Origin of the sequence: Bacillus sp. FJAT-50079, assembly GCF_018343515.1 — a bacterium.
Lineage (GTDB): Bacteria > Bacillota > Bacilli > Bacillales > Bacillaceae_C > Lederbergia.
Map to the genome: position 1 here is coordinate 308,408 of NZ_JAGYPD010000001.1, position 17,595 is coordinate 326,002.

Sequence of the window (17,595 nt, forward strand, 5' to 3'; positions counted from 1 at the left end):
TCCCGCATTTTTTATCGATTTACAGATGCTGCCATTCTTACATACGTATGGCGTCTTCCTCTAATCGCGATCGAATACGTCATAATATTTTCTGGAACGGCAATCCCATAAAATCCGGTATCGCCGATATGATATATATCTGCACCAGCCATTTTACTATTAAGGGCGATTTGCCGTATAGTTGCTTCATCGGCTCCTTCTTGACTTGTACCGATAGTGAGCATCGCCAATGCCCCTTTTGAATGAACGAAGCGGACATATTTTTCAATCATATCCAGCGTCATTCCAGGGATTGTCCCAGGAGCCGGCATTAATATAATATCGGCACCTGCTTCAATAAAACGGGTTAAATCAGCCTCTGAAATAATACCGCTCCCTGTTTCATTCGCAACGCCTGCACCATGCATTTTTCCAGCAATAATTAATCCTTCTTCACCTAAAACTTCACGCGCTTTTTTAATCGCAACGACCGTTTCATCATTGGTTACACCAGTCTTCGGGTTCCCTGTTAAACAAATAAAATCAAAGCCTAATTTTTTTGCTTCTTTTAATGATTCTTCTGTTGCCACTCTACCTTTTGAGACACTATCAAGCTTTTCAATTTGCTCGGCATTTAAATCAACAGGTTCTAGATTTATTCCAACGGGACGCCCTGTTAACTCTTTAATCTTTTGAATGACCAATTCTTTTTCTTCGCATTCATATCCTTCAACCATTGGATTGAACACATCAAATAGATTGAATAAAAGCAGATCGGCACCGAATGAAGCAGCCAGCTCCGCGTTTGTCACACTAGGATATAAGGGGGAGACGGAAGTCATCGTCTCCGAAAGCATTACCCTTCCTTCACAAGCGCGAATTGATTGCTTTAAATCTTGACCGTTCATTTTTTGAAATTCTGAAGCCGTACAATCTAATAGTCTTTTCACCAAAAATATCCTCCCCTTTTATTTGTGTATTTTTTTCATCTCATCCGCGACAAATTGAACTTGTGTTCCGACAACGACTTGGACATTGTTTTTCCCCGTGACAACAACTCCCGGAACACCCGTCGCTTTAATTTGATCTTGATTAATCGCTGATGAATCTTTTACTTCTAGACGTAAGCGAGTAATACAATTGTCGATCGAAACGACATTGTCATCGCCGCCAAGCCCGTCATATATTTTTGCAGCCATACTAGCAAATTTATTCTCGCTCGTACTTTCCTCCGATGTTATTGCTTCGTCAACTTCATCTTCACGACCAGGTGTTTTAATATTAAGTTTCGTAATTAAAAATCTGAAGATAATATAGTAAATAACGAAAAATACAAGTCCTTGAGCTAATAACATAAATGGCTTGTTCGCCATCGGCAGTCTGGAACTTAAGATAAAGTCAATTAGCCCCGCGCTAAAACCAAAACCGGCAGTCCAATGGAAAATAGACGCAATCGCCATTGAAATTCCTGTTAAGACAGCATGGACGACATATAAAAGTGGCGCTGCGAACATGAAGGCAAATTCAATTGGCTCTGTCACTCCCGTGAAAAAGGAAGCGAACCCACCAGCTAGCATTAATGACGCAACTTGTTTTTTTCTTGCTGTTTTAGCTGTGTGATACATCGCAAGTCCCGCAGCTGGTAGCCCGAACATCATAATCGGGAAATATCCTGCTTGATACATTCCTGTAATTCCTTTTACCCCTGTTCCAGCCCAATAATTACCGATATCATTTATTCCAGCAACATCAAACCAAAATACTGAGTTAAGTGCGTGGTGTAATCCAATTGGAATTAAAAGTTTATTTAAGAATCCGTATATACCAGCCCCGACTGCACCAAGCGTACTAATCGTTTCACCGAAAGCAACGAGACCTGTATAAACGAAAGGCCATACAAAATAGAAGATCGCAGAAACAACAATCATGACAGCAGATGTTACGATCGGCACCATTCGTTTTCCGCTAAAAAAGGCTAAAGCCGCTGGCAGCTGTATATGGCTAAAGCGATTAAACATAACTGATGCGATAATCCCAGATATGATTCCAATGAAAGCATTCTCAATTTTACCAAATGCTGCATCTACTTGTTCAGGGTCAATCCCTTGTAAAAGTGCAACCGTGTCAGTTGAAAGTAGAGTTGTTATGACTAGGTAAGCGACTAGACCACTTAATGCAGCAGCCCCATCCCGATTTTTTGACAGCCCTAACGCAATCCCGACCGCAAATAAAATAGGTATATTATTAATAATCGACTCGCCGGCTTTAATGATAAATGCAGCCGCGGCGCTGTTTTCTCCCCAACCTGATGGGTCCATCCAATAACCAATCCCCATTAAAATTGCTGCGGCCGGCAATACTGCAACCGGTAACATCAATGAGCGACCAATACTTTGAAGGTATTTCATCATTTTACTATTCCTCCCATATGTAAGCCCTTTTAAGTGTAGTAACGAAAAGGAAGCAATTAACAATGTTAGCTTAACTGTACAAGCAATAAATATACGCTTTTATGAAATTTGCCTCCGTTTTGTTAGTACACCCAATCAGACTTCATTTTTAAACTTTAAAAAAATATTATCATATGTTAGGTCTAGTTGTCTATACCACTCTATAAAAATTATTTTTTAGGATCGATTAATTTTCACTTTAAATTTATAGCGATCCCCGCGATAATACGAAGTCGCATACTCCAGCGGTTTTTCATTTTCCATAAAACTTGTTCGCTGAATTAGAAGGATTGGATCACCAACTTTTATATCAAGCGCTTTTGCTTCACTTTTACGAGCGATCGTCGATTCCACTTCTTGTTCAGCTGATGCAAACCTCAATCCAAGCGTATTTTCTACATACTGATAAATCGATTGTTCAGCAATTTCCTCCGTTAATCCGGGAATAAGGTCCACAGATGTATAAAATATTTGGTATGCGATTGGTAATTGGTCAGCAAATCGTAGACGTTTGATCTGATAAACAGGTGAGCCTATTTCTAATGCTAACTTCTTAGCTATGACAGCATCTGCTTTCTTTACTTTAAATTCTACTACTTTAGTACCCGGCTCCATCCCTCTTAAACGCATATCTTCCGAGAAACTTGTTAAAAAATCTAAATGTTGCTCAACCTTCTTTAAAGCAACGAAAGTTCCTTTCCCACGTTTACGTTGAAGGTAGCCATCCGCTGTAAGTTTATTAATGGCCTGTCTTACGGTCATTCTACTAATTTGATATTTCTCAGCGTACTCTCGCTCAGATGGAATCAAATCTCCAGGCTTAAGTTGTTGATTTTCGATTAACGCTTTTATACCTTGTTCCAGTTGAAGATAGATCGGCAGTGGTGAATTTTTGTCTAACATTTTTTTAAACACCTTTCTTTTAAACTTGATCAAGTCGAAATAATATTAATGTTTAAATATTAATCGTTAAAAAGAAAGAAGTAAAACATTTTGAGGCACCGATCACGCATTATTCGTTCACTCTAGCTCTGGGAGAATGAAAATTGTGCGCCTTGGTGGTGATTTGTAGGCCGTCATGTGGATTTCTAAGCCATAGATAGGATTTCTAAGCCATAGATAGGATTTCTAAGCCATAGATAGGATTTCTAAGCCATAGATAGGATTTCTAAGCCATAGATAGGATTTCTAAGCCAAAAGCCATGATTCAAGAAATCATGGCTTTTGGCTATTCATTCGCTTTTACCAGCGAATAGTTTTCATACGTATGTTCCTCGGGCGTCTCTAATAAACAGTGCTCTTTCGGGATAGTCAGAAATAATCGCATCTACACCTAAGTCTAGAAGCTGATTTATTTCATCATGATCGTTCACAGTCCAAACCCGAATGTTTCCCTTTACTTCTTTCAAATGGTGATTCCCTATTAGAGCGAGACGTTTTGCAAGATGTAGACCTTCCATCTCCAATGTTTGTATATAATCATTTGGATGAGTAATTTGATCATTTAATAACATCGCAATATGGGCAGAACGATCAATGCTTTTAATACGCAGCAAGGTTGGTAAATGAAAAGACGAATAGATGACTTTTCGATTGTTTCCATATTGTTTTACTACTTCTAATACTTTTTCTTCAATGCCTTCATAATTGACGATATACGTCTTCAACTCAATGTTTAGTTCAATGTCATATGGTGCGAGTAATTCCAGTACTTCTTGCAATGTCGGTACGCGCTCCACGTTCCAACTCGATTCATAGTGAGGAAGATGCGAAAAATTACCACCTGCGCTAAACTGCTTGATCTCTGCTAAGGTTAAGTCTTTAATATATCCCGTTCCATCTGTCGTTCGATCAAGATTCACATCATGTATAACGACGATTTCCCCATCTCCTGTCATATGAACATCGATTTCAAGACCATCAACCCCTTGATCAATCGCATGCATGAAGCCAAGTAATGTGTTTTCGGGATAAACACCCATGCAGCCTCGGTGTCCATAAATTTTCGTTTCCATCATCTCATCACTTCCTCACATTTATTTTTCATTTCAGAATGTATAGGCGAGGCAAGTCCTAAAGAGTTGGGGGTGAATCTCTAAGATGAACTTGCCCGCTCAATCAAGTGGTGATACCTAGTTAGCAATGAACTTGTTTATTTTCCTCTTGCCGCATTCGCTTGTTCGATTGCGCTATTTAGTTGTTTGACGGCTGTCTCATACGCTTCATCTACATCTCCACCGTTATAAATAGTTTCCAGTGCCGTTTCAATAATTTTCCGTTCTTCTGGAATCATATCCATAACCGCACCTTGTGTTGCATAAGAGGATTTCGTTGCTTGCAGTTGATCGACCGTTACTTGTAATTGCGGCATTTTTGCATGTGCATCTTTAACAGCTTGTTCTTCGTAAGCTGCTGGATTGATCGCAAAATATCCTGTTCCTACATGCCAATTTGCTTGTACATCAGGTGATTGAACATATTTCATGAAATCCCATGCCGCTTGTTGCTCTTCGGCTGATTTTCCATCGACCATCCATAAGCTCGCACCACCAATGACTACCCCTTGTCGTTCTACACTTTCAGGATGTGGCAAGTATGCAACTCCTACTTCAAATGGCGCATTATCAATGACACCTCTTGAACTTGCAGATGATTGCAAGAACATCGATACATCTCCAGCTAAAAAGCCCGCAACCATGTTATCTCCATTTGTACCATAATTAGCAAATGTACCATCATCAATCATTCGTTTTACCCAATTAAAAATCGATTTCCCTTGTTCATCTGTGAAGCCAATTTCTGTCGGCATATCTGTACGACCATTGTCATTGTTCATTAATAATGCGCCTTGGTTCGCTAATAGCTGTTCGAATAACCATCCATACGCTTGTAAAGCAAAACCTTTCATGTCAGGGTTAGCTTTCATAATTGCTTTACCCGTTGCTTCAATTTCTTCAAATGTTTGTGGTGGTGCCTCTGGATCTATGCCCGCCGCTTTGAATGCATCTTTATTGTAATACATGACTGGTGTAGATGAGTTAAATGGCATTGAATAAAATTGGTCATCAATTTTATAGTAATTCACGATGTTTTCTTCGAGATGCCCCATATCATATCCTTCTGCATCAATAAATTCTTGGATCGGCGTAATATATCCGCTATTAATCATAGACATTGTGCCGATTTCAAAAACTTGAATCATCGTTGGCGCACTATCTGTCCCAGCGACACTGTGAAACTTCGTCAAGGCTTCATCGTATGTACCTTGATATTCTGCATTTACTTGAACCTTATCTTGCGATTTGTTATAGCTATCAACAATTGCATTTAATGCTTCCTGTCCTGTTCCACCCATTGCATGCCAGAATGTGACAACTTGTTTTTCTTCACTTTCTTCCTTTTTCTCATTTGATTGAGGTTCTTCCCCGCTTGCTACCTGTGGTGAAGCTTCTCCTGAACTGCATGCCGCCATTAACAATACGAACACAAGCATGAGTAACGGTAAACCATAGATCTTTTTCATGTTGATTTTTCCCCTTTTCAATCTTATTTTAAAGCACCTTCAGTTAAGCCTTTTTGTAATTTGTTTTGGCCGAAAAATAATAATAAAAGTGTTGGGATAACAACGATAATCGCGCCCGCCATGATGACGCCCCAATCGTTTAATTGCTCTTGTGTCTGTAATTGCTTTAAGCCAATTTGAACGGTGCGCACTTTATCATTTGTTGTTGATAGCAGCGGCCATAGATACATATTCCAAGAGGTTAAAAACCCGTATACCCCTAATGTCACTAAGCTTGTCTTCGCTACTGGCAATACAACGGTTAAATAAAATTTAAAATCCCCGACTCCAGCAATTTCGCTTGCTTCCTTCAATTCATTCGGTATTTGTTTGAACGTTTGCCTTAATAAAAATGTGCCAAATGCGATCGCAAAAAATGGAACCGTTAATCCTGGGTATGTATCAATCCAGCCTAGATCGCGGATCGTGTGAAAGTTTGGAATAACAGATGCCTCGAAAGGAACCATCATCGTTGCGATAAAAATATAAAACAAGAAATCTCTGCCTTTAAACTCTAAAAATACGAAGGCATAAGCCGCTAAACTAGAAAGGGTTAGTTGCCCTAGCATAATGACAATTGAAACTATCAAGCTATTAAATAAGTAGTGAAATAAATTGGATTGACTAAACGCCTTAACGTAATTATCGAATGACAATACTTTTGGCAGACTCCCAGTCATAATGTCTTGGTTTGACATGAAGCTCATCATAAAAGCAATAATCGTGGGTGCAAAGACCATCAAGCTTGTCACGATAAGCAACGTATACAAGGTGATTTTTTTCCCAATTGGCATCGTCATTGATAATGCACCTTCTTTTCCCCAACCTTAAATTGCAATACCGTCACAACTAAAATGATGATAAACAAAATAATGGCCTGGGCACTTGCTAAGCCAAATTTATAATTTGTAAAAGCTTCCCGATAAATCGAATAAACAATTAAGTTTGTTGTATTTTGAGGGCCGCCCTGTGTCAAAATATCAATTTGCCCAAAGGTTTGAAAGGCGTTAATGATCGTGACCGTAATGACAAAAAATAATGTTGGGGACAGCATCGGAATTGTAATTCGTCTTAGTTTATAAAAATATCCCGCTCCATCAATGTCAGCACTATTATAAAGAGACGTATCAATCGACTGAAGTCCACCTAATAAAATCAAAAACGTAAAACCAATATTCATCCAAATCGTCGTAACGGCAACCGCGAATAATGCCCATTTCGGATCGGTTAACCAGCCTATATTTTCCAAACCAAATGTTTTTAAAATTTGATTAAGGAATCCGATCGTTGGATGGAATAAATATAACCAAAATACGGATGCAGCCGCGACCGATATTCCCATCGTTGATGCATAGATCGTTCGAAAAAATCCGATTCCTTTTAAATTTTCATTAGCAATAACCGCTAAAAACAGACTAACGACAATTGTAAGTGGAACGGTATATAGAACGAATAAAAAGGTTGATTTAATACTTTGCAAAAAAATAGGTGAGGTGAAAATATTAATATAGTTATCCAATCCGACGAACACAGTCGTGTCGCCATTTGCTTTTGTTAAGAAAAAGCTTAAATAGATTGTTCGGATCATCGGATAGAACATAAACACACTAAATAAAACAATCGAAGGCATTAGAAACAATAATCCTTTTACTAAGGATTTGATCCGCTGATTTTTCTTTACTTGGTAAATGTCCACTGCATGGACATTCGTTTGGATGGCTGCTTGATCCATACTCATATAGCAATTACCTCTTCAACACGTTTTGCCTTCATTAATAAACCCGACTCCGCATCAAAAAAGTTAAACGATTCCGCCGTAATTTGCACGGGAACTTTTTCCCACACACGAACCATCCACTGACCAAGCCATTTCGCTGTCCACAGTTCTTTGCCCACTTCAAAAGTGACCAATGTTTCATTCCCTAACTGCTCGACATTGATGATCTCTACTTCATGCGTTTGATTTTCACCCGTTCCATACGTGATATGTTCAGCTCTGATGCCAACGATAAACGGTTTATTCTTCGGTATTTGTGGAAGAGTAGCCGGATCTATTGGTAGAGTAAGTGTATTTTCAATGACCATTTGCCCATTTGAGATGAATGCTTTCCCCATATTCATCTTTGGTGATCCAATAAAAGAGGCGACAAACAGATTAGCCGGTTCATTGTACAAGGTGATCGGCGCACCAACTTGTTGAACTTTCCCATCATTTAAAACCATAATGCGATCGCCCATCGTCATCGCCTCAACTTGGTCATGGGTCACATACACCATCGTCAGCCCAAGCCGTTTTTGCAGGCGCCGGATCTCCATTCTCATATTCGCTCGCAGCTTCGCGTCTAAATTGGAAAGCGGCTCATCCATCAAGCAAAGGGGTGCTTCGCTCACAACCGCTCTTGCCAACGCAACCCGCTGCCTCTGTCCTCCCGAAAGCTCCTTTGGCTTACGTTTTAATAATTCACTTAATCCCATCATGGCCGCTGCTTCCATTAAACGCTTTTGCTGCTCCTTCTTATCAACCTTCTTGGCATGCAAACCAAAAAGTATATTCTGCTCCACAGTTAGATGTGGATATAATGCATAATTTTGAAAAACCATCGATAAATTCCGATCCTTGGGCGGAAGATGATTTACGACGCGGCTATCCATCTGCAACGTCCCGCCGCTAATCTCCTCTAACCCAGCGATCATTCTTAATAAAGTACTTTTTCCTGACCCAGAAGGTCCCACGAGAACAAAAAACTCCCCTTCATTAATCGATAAATCAATCCCATCTAACACATGACTCTGCTTATCATATGATTTTGAAATATCAATCAAATCAATCTTCCCCATACTTAACCTCCTTTGGATGTCTACCCACATTAAAACACATATTTTTAAGTGGAGGTCTAAATTAACTGAATCTTTACACGGCGTTGAATGAATATTAATGTTCTTAACTCTAAGTAGACAGACTTTATGAATTATTAGTTAGATGCGGGGATTGGAGAGGGGGATTTGTATGTTGCGGGGGAGATTTCTAAGCCGTTGTGAAGATTTCAAGAAATCATGGCTTTTGGCTATGCATCTAGATTATTAAAGTAATTGTAATTTTTCTAAGGAAAGGTGGTAAACTCGATTTTTTCTTTCACCAGTAGTTGGAAAGTCAAATGATCGGAGTAATTTTGAAGTGATAGAGTCTGACTCGAGCTGAAGGAATTCCTTACACTTCTTTTTAGTAATGGCTGGACCATAAAGATGATAATAATCGATCAATGCATTCTTATGGGCATCTTCATTCGGCGCCCCACACTTCACACATATCCAATACCTCCGATGTTTTCTTACCGTAAAAGATTGACAACAAATGCATTGAATCCCTTTTAATAGCGAAGCTTCATCCACATCGTATTTGCTTAAAACATCGGGGTCATCTGGTGTATCAAGCTTTGATAAAATACGAGCAAATTTAAGAAGCTCTTTCCTATCAATCATATTTTGCTGATAATATTTTGAAATAGCCTCGGTTTTTGTTCTAATCGTATCAGGGCGGATGACTTTTTTAGCAGCGGCGGGATAACTAGGATTGGATTTGATAATTGAGGATGTATTAGTCATGACAACAAATGAGGCGCCGGGTAAGAATAGGGAGTGTTTTTCCATTAGATTTTCCAGATGAAATTGTTGATTTTCCACTTGTTGAATTGGGTTTTGGTAAGACTTTACTTTATCGGGAAGTGTTTGGGTCATCTGATTCGGTTCAATGAAAATCGTTCCACTAATATTTTTTGCTTCAAACATAAGGTAATATCGTAATGTTAAAATAAGTAAGTCGATTTGAAAATAGGAGTTCTCTGAATGTGGTAAGCGCAGACCTGGAAAAATTACATATTCTTTTGCCGGGAGGGGAAGTTGGTCGATGTAGTAATCAAGGGATTGTTCTCCTCGGAATCCCGCTGACAATTTTGCAAATTGTTGCTCAATCCTTGGTCTGCTCGGGTCATTCACCGGATCCCGTTGCAATAAAATTTCGAGCTTTTCAAGTTCTTTCGACTTTTCTCTTGTTTTATATTTCAAATTTATCACCTCTTGAGTTACACATTCGATATGAATAATGGAAATCCTCTATATTCTAGATTTTTGTACTTAATTGACGAAATAAGGAATCGAACGTGCGAAAACTGCTGCTTACTTAGGGAATCGTAAGCCAGAGGCTAGATTCTAAGCCATAAGAATGGATTTCTAAGCCATACAACAGATTTCTAAGCCATACAACAGATTTCTAAGCCATACAACAGATTTCTAAGCCATACAACAGATTTCTAAGCCATACAACAGATTTCTAAGCCATACAACAGATTTCTAAGCCAAAAGCCATGATTTCAAGAAATCATGGCTTTTGTTTTGCTAATCATCAGCTTCTTCTCTTTTTAACTATAAACAACGATGTTGCACCTAACAATAATAGGATCGCTCCTACTAATAGCATGTTGTACGTTGTTGTCGCTGTGTTAGGTAATTTTGATCCATCAGTTGTACCTTTGTTCTTTTCTATTGTTTGATCTCTATTCTTATTTTGTTCTCCGCTCTTATCTCCGTTTTGATCTTTATTTTTCCCGGTGTCATCCTTGTCCTTATCGTCTACTTTTCCTTGATCGTCATCATCTTCATCCCCAATTGGAGGAGTCGGCTTTACTTCTTCAAGACCATCAATCGCGGCTTGCAAGTTCGCAATTTCCGCATTCAACGCTGATTCTGAATCGATCTTTTCAAGCGCAGATTCAGCAGCTGAAATAGCATCTTGCAATGCCTGATAAGAACTATCTGTGTATTTTCCATTATTTTGAATCGCCTTTGCAGCAGCAATTAATGCTTCTAATTCGGAAATATCCAGTGCCTGTTCCGGATCAATTTCGAACACACCGTAAATACTGAAATGTGTAACTTTTGCAACCACTTCATTGCTCTCTTTTGAAATGGATTCTGGTTCGATTAGTTCTTTCCATTTACCATTTTCATCGATGTAAACGACACGCAGCTGTTCCCACTCATTTACCTTGTCAGCATCAACAGTGAAAATAAGTGTGATTGGTTCAGCAAAATCAGTGATAGGTTCCCCATCGGCCATTAACGTGAAGTCAAATAGTTCACTCACAGCACCAGCATATGTTTCTAGAACTTCCCCAAATGTAAAGGTAATATCTTTTCCAATTTGGAGTAGCGATACTGGAATCATCACCTTCACGCTTTCATTTTCCAATTGAATGGACCCGCCGCTCACCATTTCATTCAGTACTTCTTTCGAAATTGAAATCGATTTGGCTGCTGTTTTGTATCCATACACACCGTTTTCATTTAATGTAAAATCGTCAAGTGAATCAATTACCGCCGTATCTGGATCTAGATCAACTTCTACTAATCCATCGATCGCAGCCTGTAAATCCTCAAGCGCCTCATTCAACGCAGCTTCCGTTTCAATTGTCTCCAAAGCTTTCTCCGCTGCCACAATTGCTTGTTGCAATTCAGCAAAAGAACTCTCTGTATACTTTCCATTATTTTCAATCGCTTTAGTCGCATCAATTAATTGTTCAAGCTCAGAAAGATCAATCTCAGCCTCGAACCCAATTAACTTCAAAAACGAACCCCAAATGATATTTCCATCCGCGTCACGCTCATACGGAACAACTGGATCCAAGCTTTCGAAGTTCGCATCCGTCAACACAACGCCCGACAGATTCACTGATTTCGTGCCATCGAACATGAAGTTGCGATCAGATGCAAGCCCTGCTGGATACGAATCCTTCGCTTTATAATCCTTCTGATACGAAACAAATCCATCGATTTTAAAATCAGTCTGAATTTGTCCATACGTTGTAAAGCTCAAGTTTCCGCCTGTATTATTAAATCCAATATTATTTTCAGCAATAACACCTGGATTACTATTGCTCGTAAATCCATATGCTCCGTTGCCAAAAGCAATGCTATTGCGGATTACATGTGGAACATGGATTCCTTCGCCACCAAGCTTAAAGCCATTTTTATCACCAGATCCAACCGTTCCATCGGTTAAAAATCCGTTATTATAAGCGATACTGTCTTCGATCACAACTGCCCCAATCGCACCAGTACCTGCTTTTGTATATAAATCCCAGCCATCATCAATATTATTATGCGCAATTGTTCCTCTGAACACATTTCCATATCCAGACGTTAATTTTGCCGCAAAACCGTCAGCATTATTATCGGATGGGTCGCGGTTATCGAATGACGTACTGTTCAATATCAAGTTATACGAAGGCCATTTTGTCTTATCTTCCTCATCAACATCTGTACGGCTAATTTGTAAGCCTGTGTCGCCATTTTCGTAAAATCTTGAATTCTCGACCGTATTGAAGCTTCCGCCGATCGTAAAGCCCTTCGTATTTCCGGCCGAACGCGCGAAGTCCAATCCTTTTATATGCCAGTGATAGCCGCTCAAGACAACCCCTTCTGACTTCTTATCAAAATCAATGACAGGTTGCGCACCATCTGCTGCAACGAGGTATTTCTTTGCATCTGCTGTTCCATCATTGTATTTTTTAATATCAATCATGGAATTACGCTTGTATACACCATCTTGGACGATGATTTTTTGTCCTGGCTTCACAAATTCAATCGCAGTGTCAAGATCAAGTGGACTTGCAACTGTACCAGTTCCACCATTCGTTCCTTCCGGCGCTACATAAATATCGCCTTCATACGATCTCATTTCCACCGTAAAATTGCGGACAATTTTATCGTAAGACGTTAAATATTGTGTATCATCAGGCAGGAATGTCGCGCTGAAATTCGTCAACCCCGACTTAATGGTCGTTGAAATATACGCCGCTTTTCCAACTTCAACAGCCAAGTCCGTCGCAATGACTTGATCGCCCTGCTTCACAGTTACTGTTCCATTTACATTCGCCTGAATTCTCAAGCCGTATTCTTCTAATGACGCTTTATCAAGTGAAACGAATTCAACTGCCGGCTCAATAGCTATTTGCGGCGGATCCACTTTCGGCGCATCCGTTGCAGCTTTCGTCACCGTAAATTCAATATCACTCACTTCAATTGTCGCAAGTCTCGCCGTATAAAAGCCGACGTAAATCTTATCATCTTGTACATTCAAAATATCTGGCTCGAATAAAATTTCTTCTTTGCCATCGTTTACACTTCCAACGAAACCGCTGTTTGTTTTCTTAAGCGTTAACTTGTAGCTACCAGATGGCTTCTTATTTTCAAGCATGATTTTTTGAATTCCTTTGCTTCCCGCTCCATCAGGCGATTCAACCCCTGTTCTTACGAAAAGCTGTGTCCCATTTTCTTCACGAGTCCCGCCGCTGAATCCGCCGATTGCTGCAATATTTGAAGCAAACACACTTGAATCACCAGCAGTTCCAATCGCATCACGCGCCATAATTCCAAATGATTCTTGGCCATCATGCGGATTTTTCGCATATGCCTTCACATCGATTGTAGCCGAAAGCTCAAAATTATCTTCCGTTGCATCGATTTCCGTGTAATAGAACGAAATTCCGTCATGATCCCCTGTAACTTTTCCGCCGCCTTCAAGCGCGACGATTTCAACGGTTCCATTGTCCTTCACCGTAATCGTATTATTCGCATTCGAAGAAGATTGACCGAAACGAATCGATTTCCACTCATATTGAACTGCTTCCGTCACAGTTACTTTTAATACAATTGGCTCAATTGACGTATCCGCTGGAATGATTGCTACATCATATGTTCCCGCCTTTTTGAAACTAGGCACATTCAATGAGTAATCATTTTCCACCAACTTGTCCGTATCACCATTATCGTATTTTTTAGCAACGACAAGCCCTGTTTTTTGGAAAACATCCCCGACTGTATATGTTGTCTTTGGATAACTTAATACAGTGATTCCGGTTAATTCTTTGATTTTTACTGTAAGATGTAGAGTTGCTGTCTTATTTTTATGTGTGAGTGTGACTGTTTTCTCACCAGGGGTTGTTGTGTCCAGTTCAGAAACAGTATACTCATCCTTCATCAATCTTACTTGCGCACCATCATCATACTTCGCATAGATGACCATGCCATCCAGGTCTAATTCATCATCCAAATAGTACAATGTTTTCGCCGGTTGTTTTCTAATTTCCAGCTCAGTTAATTGTGCTTCGCTTACAGTCACATTGAACGAAGCTTTTTGACTCGGTGTTTCCGTTGATGTAACGATGATTTCTTTCGTACCAGCTGTTGTAAATCGTTCATCTACTGTAAATTCATACAGATCTTCGCTCAATTCAACAGTTTCACCATTATCATACGTCGCTTCAATAACAAACCCTTCCGGATCAAATTTGTCCCCGATATAATAGGTTGTTTTTGCCGGGTAATATTTAATCGTTAAATCTTCTACTGTTAACGGATTGATCGTTAAGTCGATTGTTGCCGTAGCTCCGTTATAGTTGATCGTAATCGAGTTTACTCCCGCCACACTGCTATCAAAACCAGTAACAATATAATCGGTTTGTCCAAGTGTTGCTTTCGTGTCATCAGAATAAACAGCCGTCACGTCTAAGCCAGCCAGATCAAGCTCTTGGTTAACTAAATAATCGGTTTTCATCCCGCTTGTATCAATTTCGAGCGCTTTTACAACTCGCGAATCTACTTTAATATCAAACTCGCTAAACGTAATGTCCGCATCTCGTGCTACATACAAGCCTGCGTAGATTGTGTCACTGAACAGACTATCCAATGTAACAATTTCTTCCACACCGTTGACTGTTAACACATACGTGTCACCAGATTTTTTAATCGATAAATCATACTCTTCACCAGCTGTTGGAGCATTGATTCCAGCAATTGGATCGAGCTTCGTTTGTTCATCTTGCTTGTAAAATCCTCTCATAACCGTGTCAAGCGCACCAACCGCTACATAATCAGATGTAAATGTTGCAGATGCACCATGTGCTGCAACTTGATCTCTTAACATCAGACCAAAAGATTTTTGGTTTGGTGTACTAATACTCGCTGTTTGGTTGAAACTATTTACTTTTGCCTTTGCTGTAATTTCAAAATTTGCATCAGCAGGGACTTCTTTTGAATAGAAGGAAATTCCTTCATCGCCGCCGGCAACTTTTCCACCTGTTGCACTCATTCTAATTGAACCATCTTCGTTAACTGTTGGTTCTGGGTTTCTCGCATCAGATGTGTTGCCTCCAAACGCGCTAAACTCCCAATCTCCTATTTCCACTTCTCCTTCAATATTAAGCATAATATCGCTATACGTAATCTCGGCATTTCGAGCTGTGAAAAGACCCGCATAATTGATTTTTCCTGTGAAATTTTCGATTGTTTGAATCTCATCACCGATTTGCACAGTTACAAGATTGCCAGATTTCTTCACTTTAAGATCGTACACTTCTCCGCTTGCTGGTGCATTGATTGCCCCATCAAATTCCAAATCTTTATTCTGTTTACCATCTAATCTTGTGAACGCCTTCATTTTTTGATCTAGTGCACCAACTGCCACATAGTCTCCCGTGCCATAATCGGCACCATGCACATATGCATGTACATCGTCCCTCAGCATAATTCCAAAGGAAACTTGGTTATTGGCATCAAATTTTTCGACTTTTGCTTTTGCTGAGAATTCAAAGTTGGCATCAGCCGCAACTTGCTTGAAATAATAGGCAATTCCGTCTGAAGAACTTGAAATCTTCCCACGGTTGCCGGCGCTTTTGACTGTAACCGTACCATCACCATGTTCGGTAATTTCAAAATTGTCCTTCGTAATTTTATCTTGTCCGCCTACATCACCAAAAACCGTCCCATACCAATCACTGGAAATCGTCGTAATTTCGTTTTCTGGTATTAGTGGTTTTTCCGGTTGGGTTGGAGTTTCATTTTCTTCTCCATCTGGCGTTCCAATATTGCTGCCGTCACCTGTTAAAATGCCTACACCTGCGTTCGCCAATACATGGTCTTTCACATTTTCAACTGGAATCGTGGTGTAATCATATGGCGGATTAAAAGTACCCGTCGACTCTGTCGGCATGCTGCCAGTGCTATTGATAAACAAGTTATCGGACACATCCCAATAGCCAATTTGTGAGCTGTATTGGCTTGAAATTGGATCTGAGACATTTTCAAACACATTATTTTCAATTTTGATGACTGCGCCCATGCGTGAGTTGATCGCCGTCTCCAAAACATCCTTATAATAGTTATTAAAAATATGGGCTGTTCCATAACGATAAGCTGGAACACGTGAGTTTACTTTCTCAAAATAGTTACCATGATACGTAATTTTCCGATCAAAATTATCATTATCCGACGATCCAACTAGACCCGTTTTCCATGCATCATGGACATAGTTATATGAGAATGTAATAAACTCGGAGTCTGCCTTTGCATCAAAAAGCCCATCATAATAATCCTTTCCTACATTTAGATCATTGTACAGTTCATTATGATCAACCCAAATATTGTTTGATGGCCCTTCAATCGAAATCGCATCTTTATCGCCAGTTCTTACTTCGTGAATGATTAGATTTCGAATAATAATATTGCTTGATTTCCACACTTTAATTCCGATCCCGTGGAACTCAGCATTTTTTCCGATTCCAAGAATCGAAACATCCTTTATTTCCTTTACATCAATTTTACTTAATCCCGGAGAGTTTTCCGGAGTAATTTTTCCATTGACGTAAATTTTCATCGGTACATTTGCGTACTCTTTTTTCTTTTTATTAAGTAATTCTTGAAGCTCTGTACCTGTTCTTACCGTAAATACGACCGCGTTATCCCCTTCACCGCCGGTTGTTCCCCCATTTAATGTTGCAAATCCGATCATACCTGCGGTTCCATCTAAGCCAGTTGTACCAATTGGATTTTCGGTATCTCCGGGCTCATCAGTATCCCCTGGTTCTTCCTTGTCACCCGGATTTTCCGTATCCCCCGGTTCGCCTGGTTCTGTTCCTTCTCCTGGCTCTTCTGTTTCATTGTCACCTGGATCTGTTCCTTCCTGATCTCCAGGTTCAGTAGCAACTCCGCCTGTGTAAATTTTCAAGTTGTCAATCCATTGTGTACGATCATTGCCCCCGGGTGTATATGATTCGAAAAGGCCGATATTTTTCGCACTCGAAGAATTAAACGGTGCGTTTTCCACTTTTAATTCTCCGTTGAAATATACACTTGCTGTTTGCGTTTCCGAGTTGGCAACAACTTTGATATGGTACCAAACACCAGCCTCGTGATTGCCCAGAACACTGTCTTCACCACTTGCCGGACGGTAAACTATATTATTGTTAATTGTCTCAATTAATACCGCCGTGTTTTTATCAGAACCATTGCGCAAACGCATAACTTTTGCAGAATTCCCCTTTTCTGGCTGCATAAAATCCATTTCAACAGTAACCGTTCCTGTTTGTTCTGGAAATGAGCGTTTTACCTGCGCATACGCATTGCTATTACTTTTATCCTCATCAAATAATTCTAACGCCTTATTTGCTTGTCCATCGCGTGGAGCATCTGCTACCCGAACCGCCAAACTTTCCGTTGCGGGATCCGGTGAGATCATATATCCCGAAATGTCACCGCTTTCAAAATCATCAT

Annotated in this window: 10 protein-coding genes and 1 pseudogene; all 11 read right to left on the bottom strand. The window is 39.9% G+C overall.

Annotated elements, in window-relative coordinates; all coding sequences use genetic code 11:
* Positions 1–11: 11 nt before the first annotated feature.
* Positions 12–929: a DUF7916 family protein gene (locus KHA95_RS01495; RefSeq protein ID WP_213135699.1), complete on the bottom strand. Its 918-nt coding sequence runs from the start codon at positions 927–929 to the stop codon at positions 12–14.
* Between the two features lie 18 nt (positions 930–947).
* A complete protein-coding gene (nagE, locus tag KHA95_RS01500; RefSeq protein ID WP_213135700.1) occupies positions 948–2,390 on the bottom strand; it encodes an N-acetylglucosamine-specific PTS transporter subunit IIBC in 1,443 nt (480 codons plus the stop codon).
* 216 nt (positions 2,391–2,606) lie between these two features.
* Complete coding sequence (locus KHA95_RS01505; protein WP_213135701.1) at positions 2,607–3,332, bottom strand: GntR family transcriptional regulator; 726 nt, start codon at positions 3,330–3,332, stop codon at positions 2,607–2,609.
* 356 nt (positions 3,333–3,688) lie between these two features.
* Positions 3,689–4,447: a glycerophosphodiester phosphodiesterase gene (locus KHA95_RS01510; RefSeq protein WP_213135702.1), complete on the bottom strand. Its 759-nt coding sequence runs from the start codon at positions 4,445–4,447 to the stop codon at positions 3,689–3,691.
* Between the two features lie 134 nt (positions 4,448–4,581).
* Entirely contained in the window at positions 4,582–5,952 is a 1,371-nt protein-coding gene (locus KHA95_RS01515; protein ID WP_213135703.1) for an ABC transporter substrate-binding protein, read from the bottom strand.
* A gap of 23 nt (positions 5,953–5,975) precedes the next feature.
* Positions 5,976–6,791: a carbohydrate ABC transporter permease gene (locus KHA95_RS01520; protein WP_213135704.1), complete on the bottom strand. Its 816-nt coding sequence runs from the start codon at positions 6,789–6,791 to the stop codon at positions 5,976–5,978.
* Positions 6,788–7,729: a carbohydrate ABC transporter permease gene (locus KHA95_RS01525; protein ID WP_481748393.1), complete on the bottom strand. Its 942-nt coding sequence runs from the start codon at positions 7,727–7,729 to the stop codon at positions 6,788–6,790. The genes KHA95_RS01520 and KHA95_RS01525 overlap by 4 nt, the downstream gene beginning before the upstream one ends.
* The gene (locus KHA95_RS01530; protein ID WP_213135705.1) at positions 7,726–8,829 is read right to left on the bottom strand and encodes an ABC transporter ATP-binding protein; all 1,104 of its coding nucleotides are present in this window, start codon (positions 8,827–8,829) and stop codon (positions 7,726–7,728) included. Before KHA95_RS01530 ends, KHA95_RS01525 begins: the two co-directional genes overlap by 4 nt.
* Before the next feature lie 243 nt (positions 8,830–9,072).
* Positions 9,073–10,053, bottom strand: coding sequence for a nuclease-related domain-containing protein (locus tag KHA95_RS01535; protein ID WP_213135706.1), 981 nt, complete (start codon positions 10,051–10,053; stop codon positions 9,073–9,075).
* A gap of 337 nt (positions 10,054–10,390) precedes the next feature.
* Positions 10,391–15,955 carry a bacterial Ig-like domain-containing protein gene (locus tag KHA95_RS01545; protein WP_481748405.1) on the bottom strand — a complete coding sequence of 1,855 codons (5,565 nt, stop codon included), beginning with the start codon at positions 15,953–15,955 and terminating at the stop codon, positions 10,391–10,393.
* Positions 15,935–16,831, bottom strand: a pseudogene (locus KHA95_RS01550) (pectate lyase family protein); the annotation flags it as partial. The gene KHA95_RS01545 and the pseudogene KHA95_RS01550, both read right to left, overlap by 21 nt.
* Positions 16,832–17,595 lie beyond the last annotated feature (764 nt).

Bases quoted from the DNA above. Each gene is read 5' to 3' on its own strand.
- KHA95_RS01530 (WP_213135705.1), bottom strand. From the start codon at position 8,829: ATGGGGAAGATTGATTTGATTGATATTTCAAAATCATATGATAAGCAG.
- KHA95_RS01505 (WP_213135701.1), bottom strand. From the start codon at position 3,332: ATGTTAGACAAAAATTCACCACTGCCGATCTATCTTCAACTGGAACAA.
- KHA95_RS01510 (WP_213135702.1), bottom strand. From the start codon at position 4,447: ATGATGGAAACGAAAATTTATGGACACCGAGGCTGCATGGGTGTTTAT.
- KHA95_RS01520 (WP_213135704.1), bottom strand. From the start codon at position 6,791: ATGACGATGCCAATTGGGAAAAAAATCACCTTGTATACGTTGCTTATC.
- nagE (WP_213135700.1), bottom strand. From the start codon at position 2,390: ATGATGAAATACCTTCAAAGTATTGGTCGCTCATTGATGTTACCGGTT.
- KHA95_RS01515 (WP_213135703.1), bottom strand. From the start codon at position 5,952: ATGAAAAAGATCTATGGTTTACCGTTACTCATGCTTGTGTTCGTATTG.
- KHA95_RS01525 (WP_481748393.1), bottom strand. From the start codon at position 7,729: ATGAGTATGGATCAAGCAGCCATCCAAACGAATGTCCATGCAGTGGAC.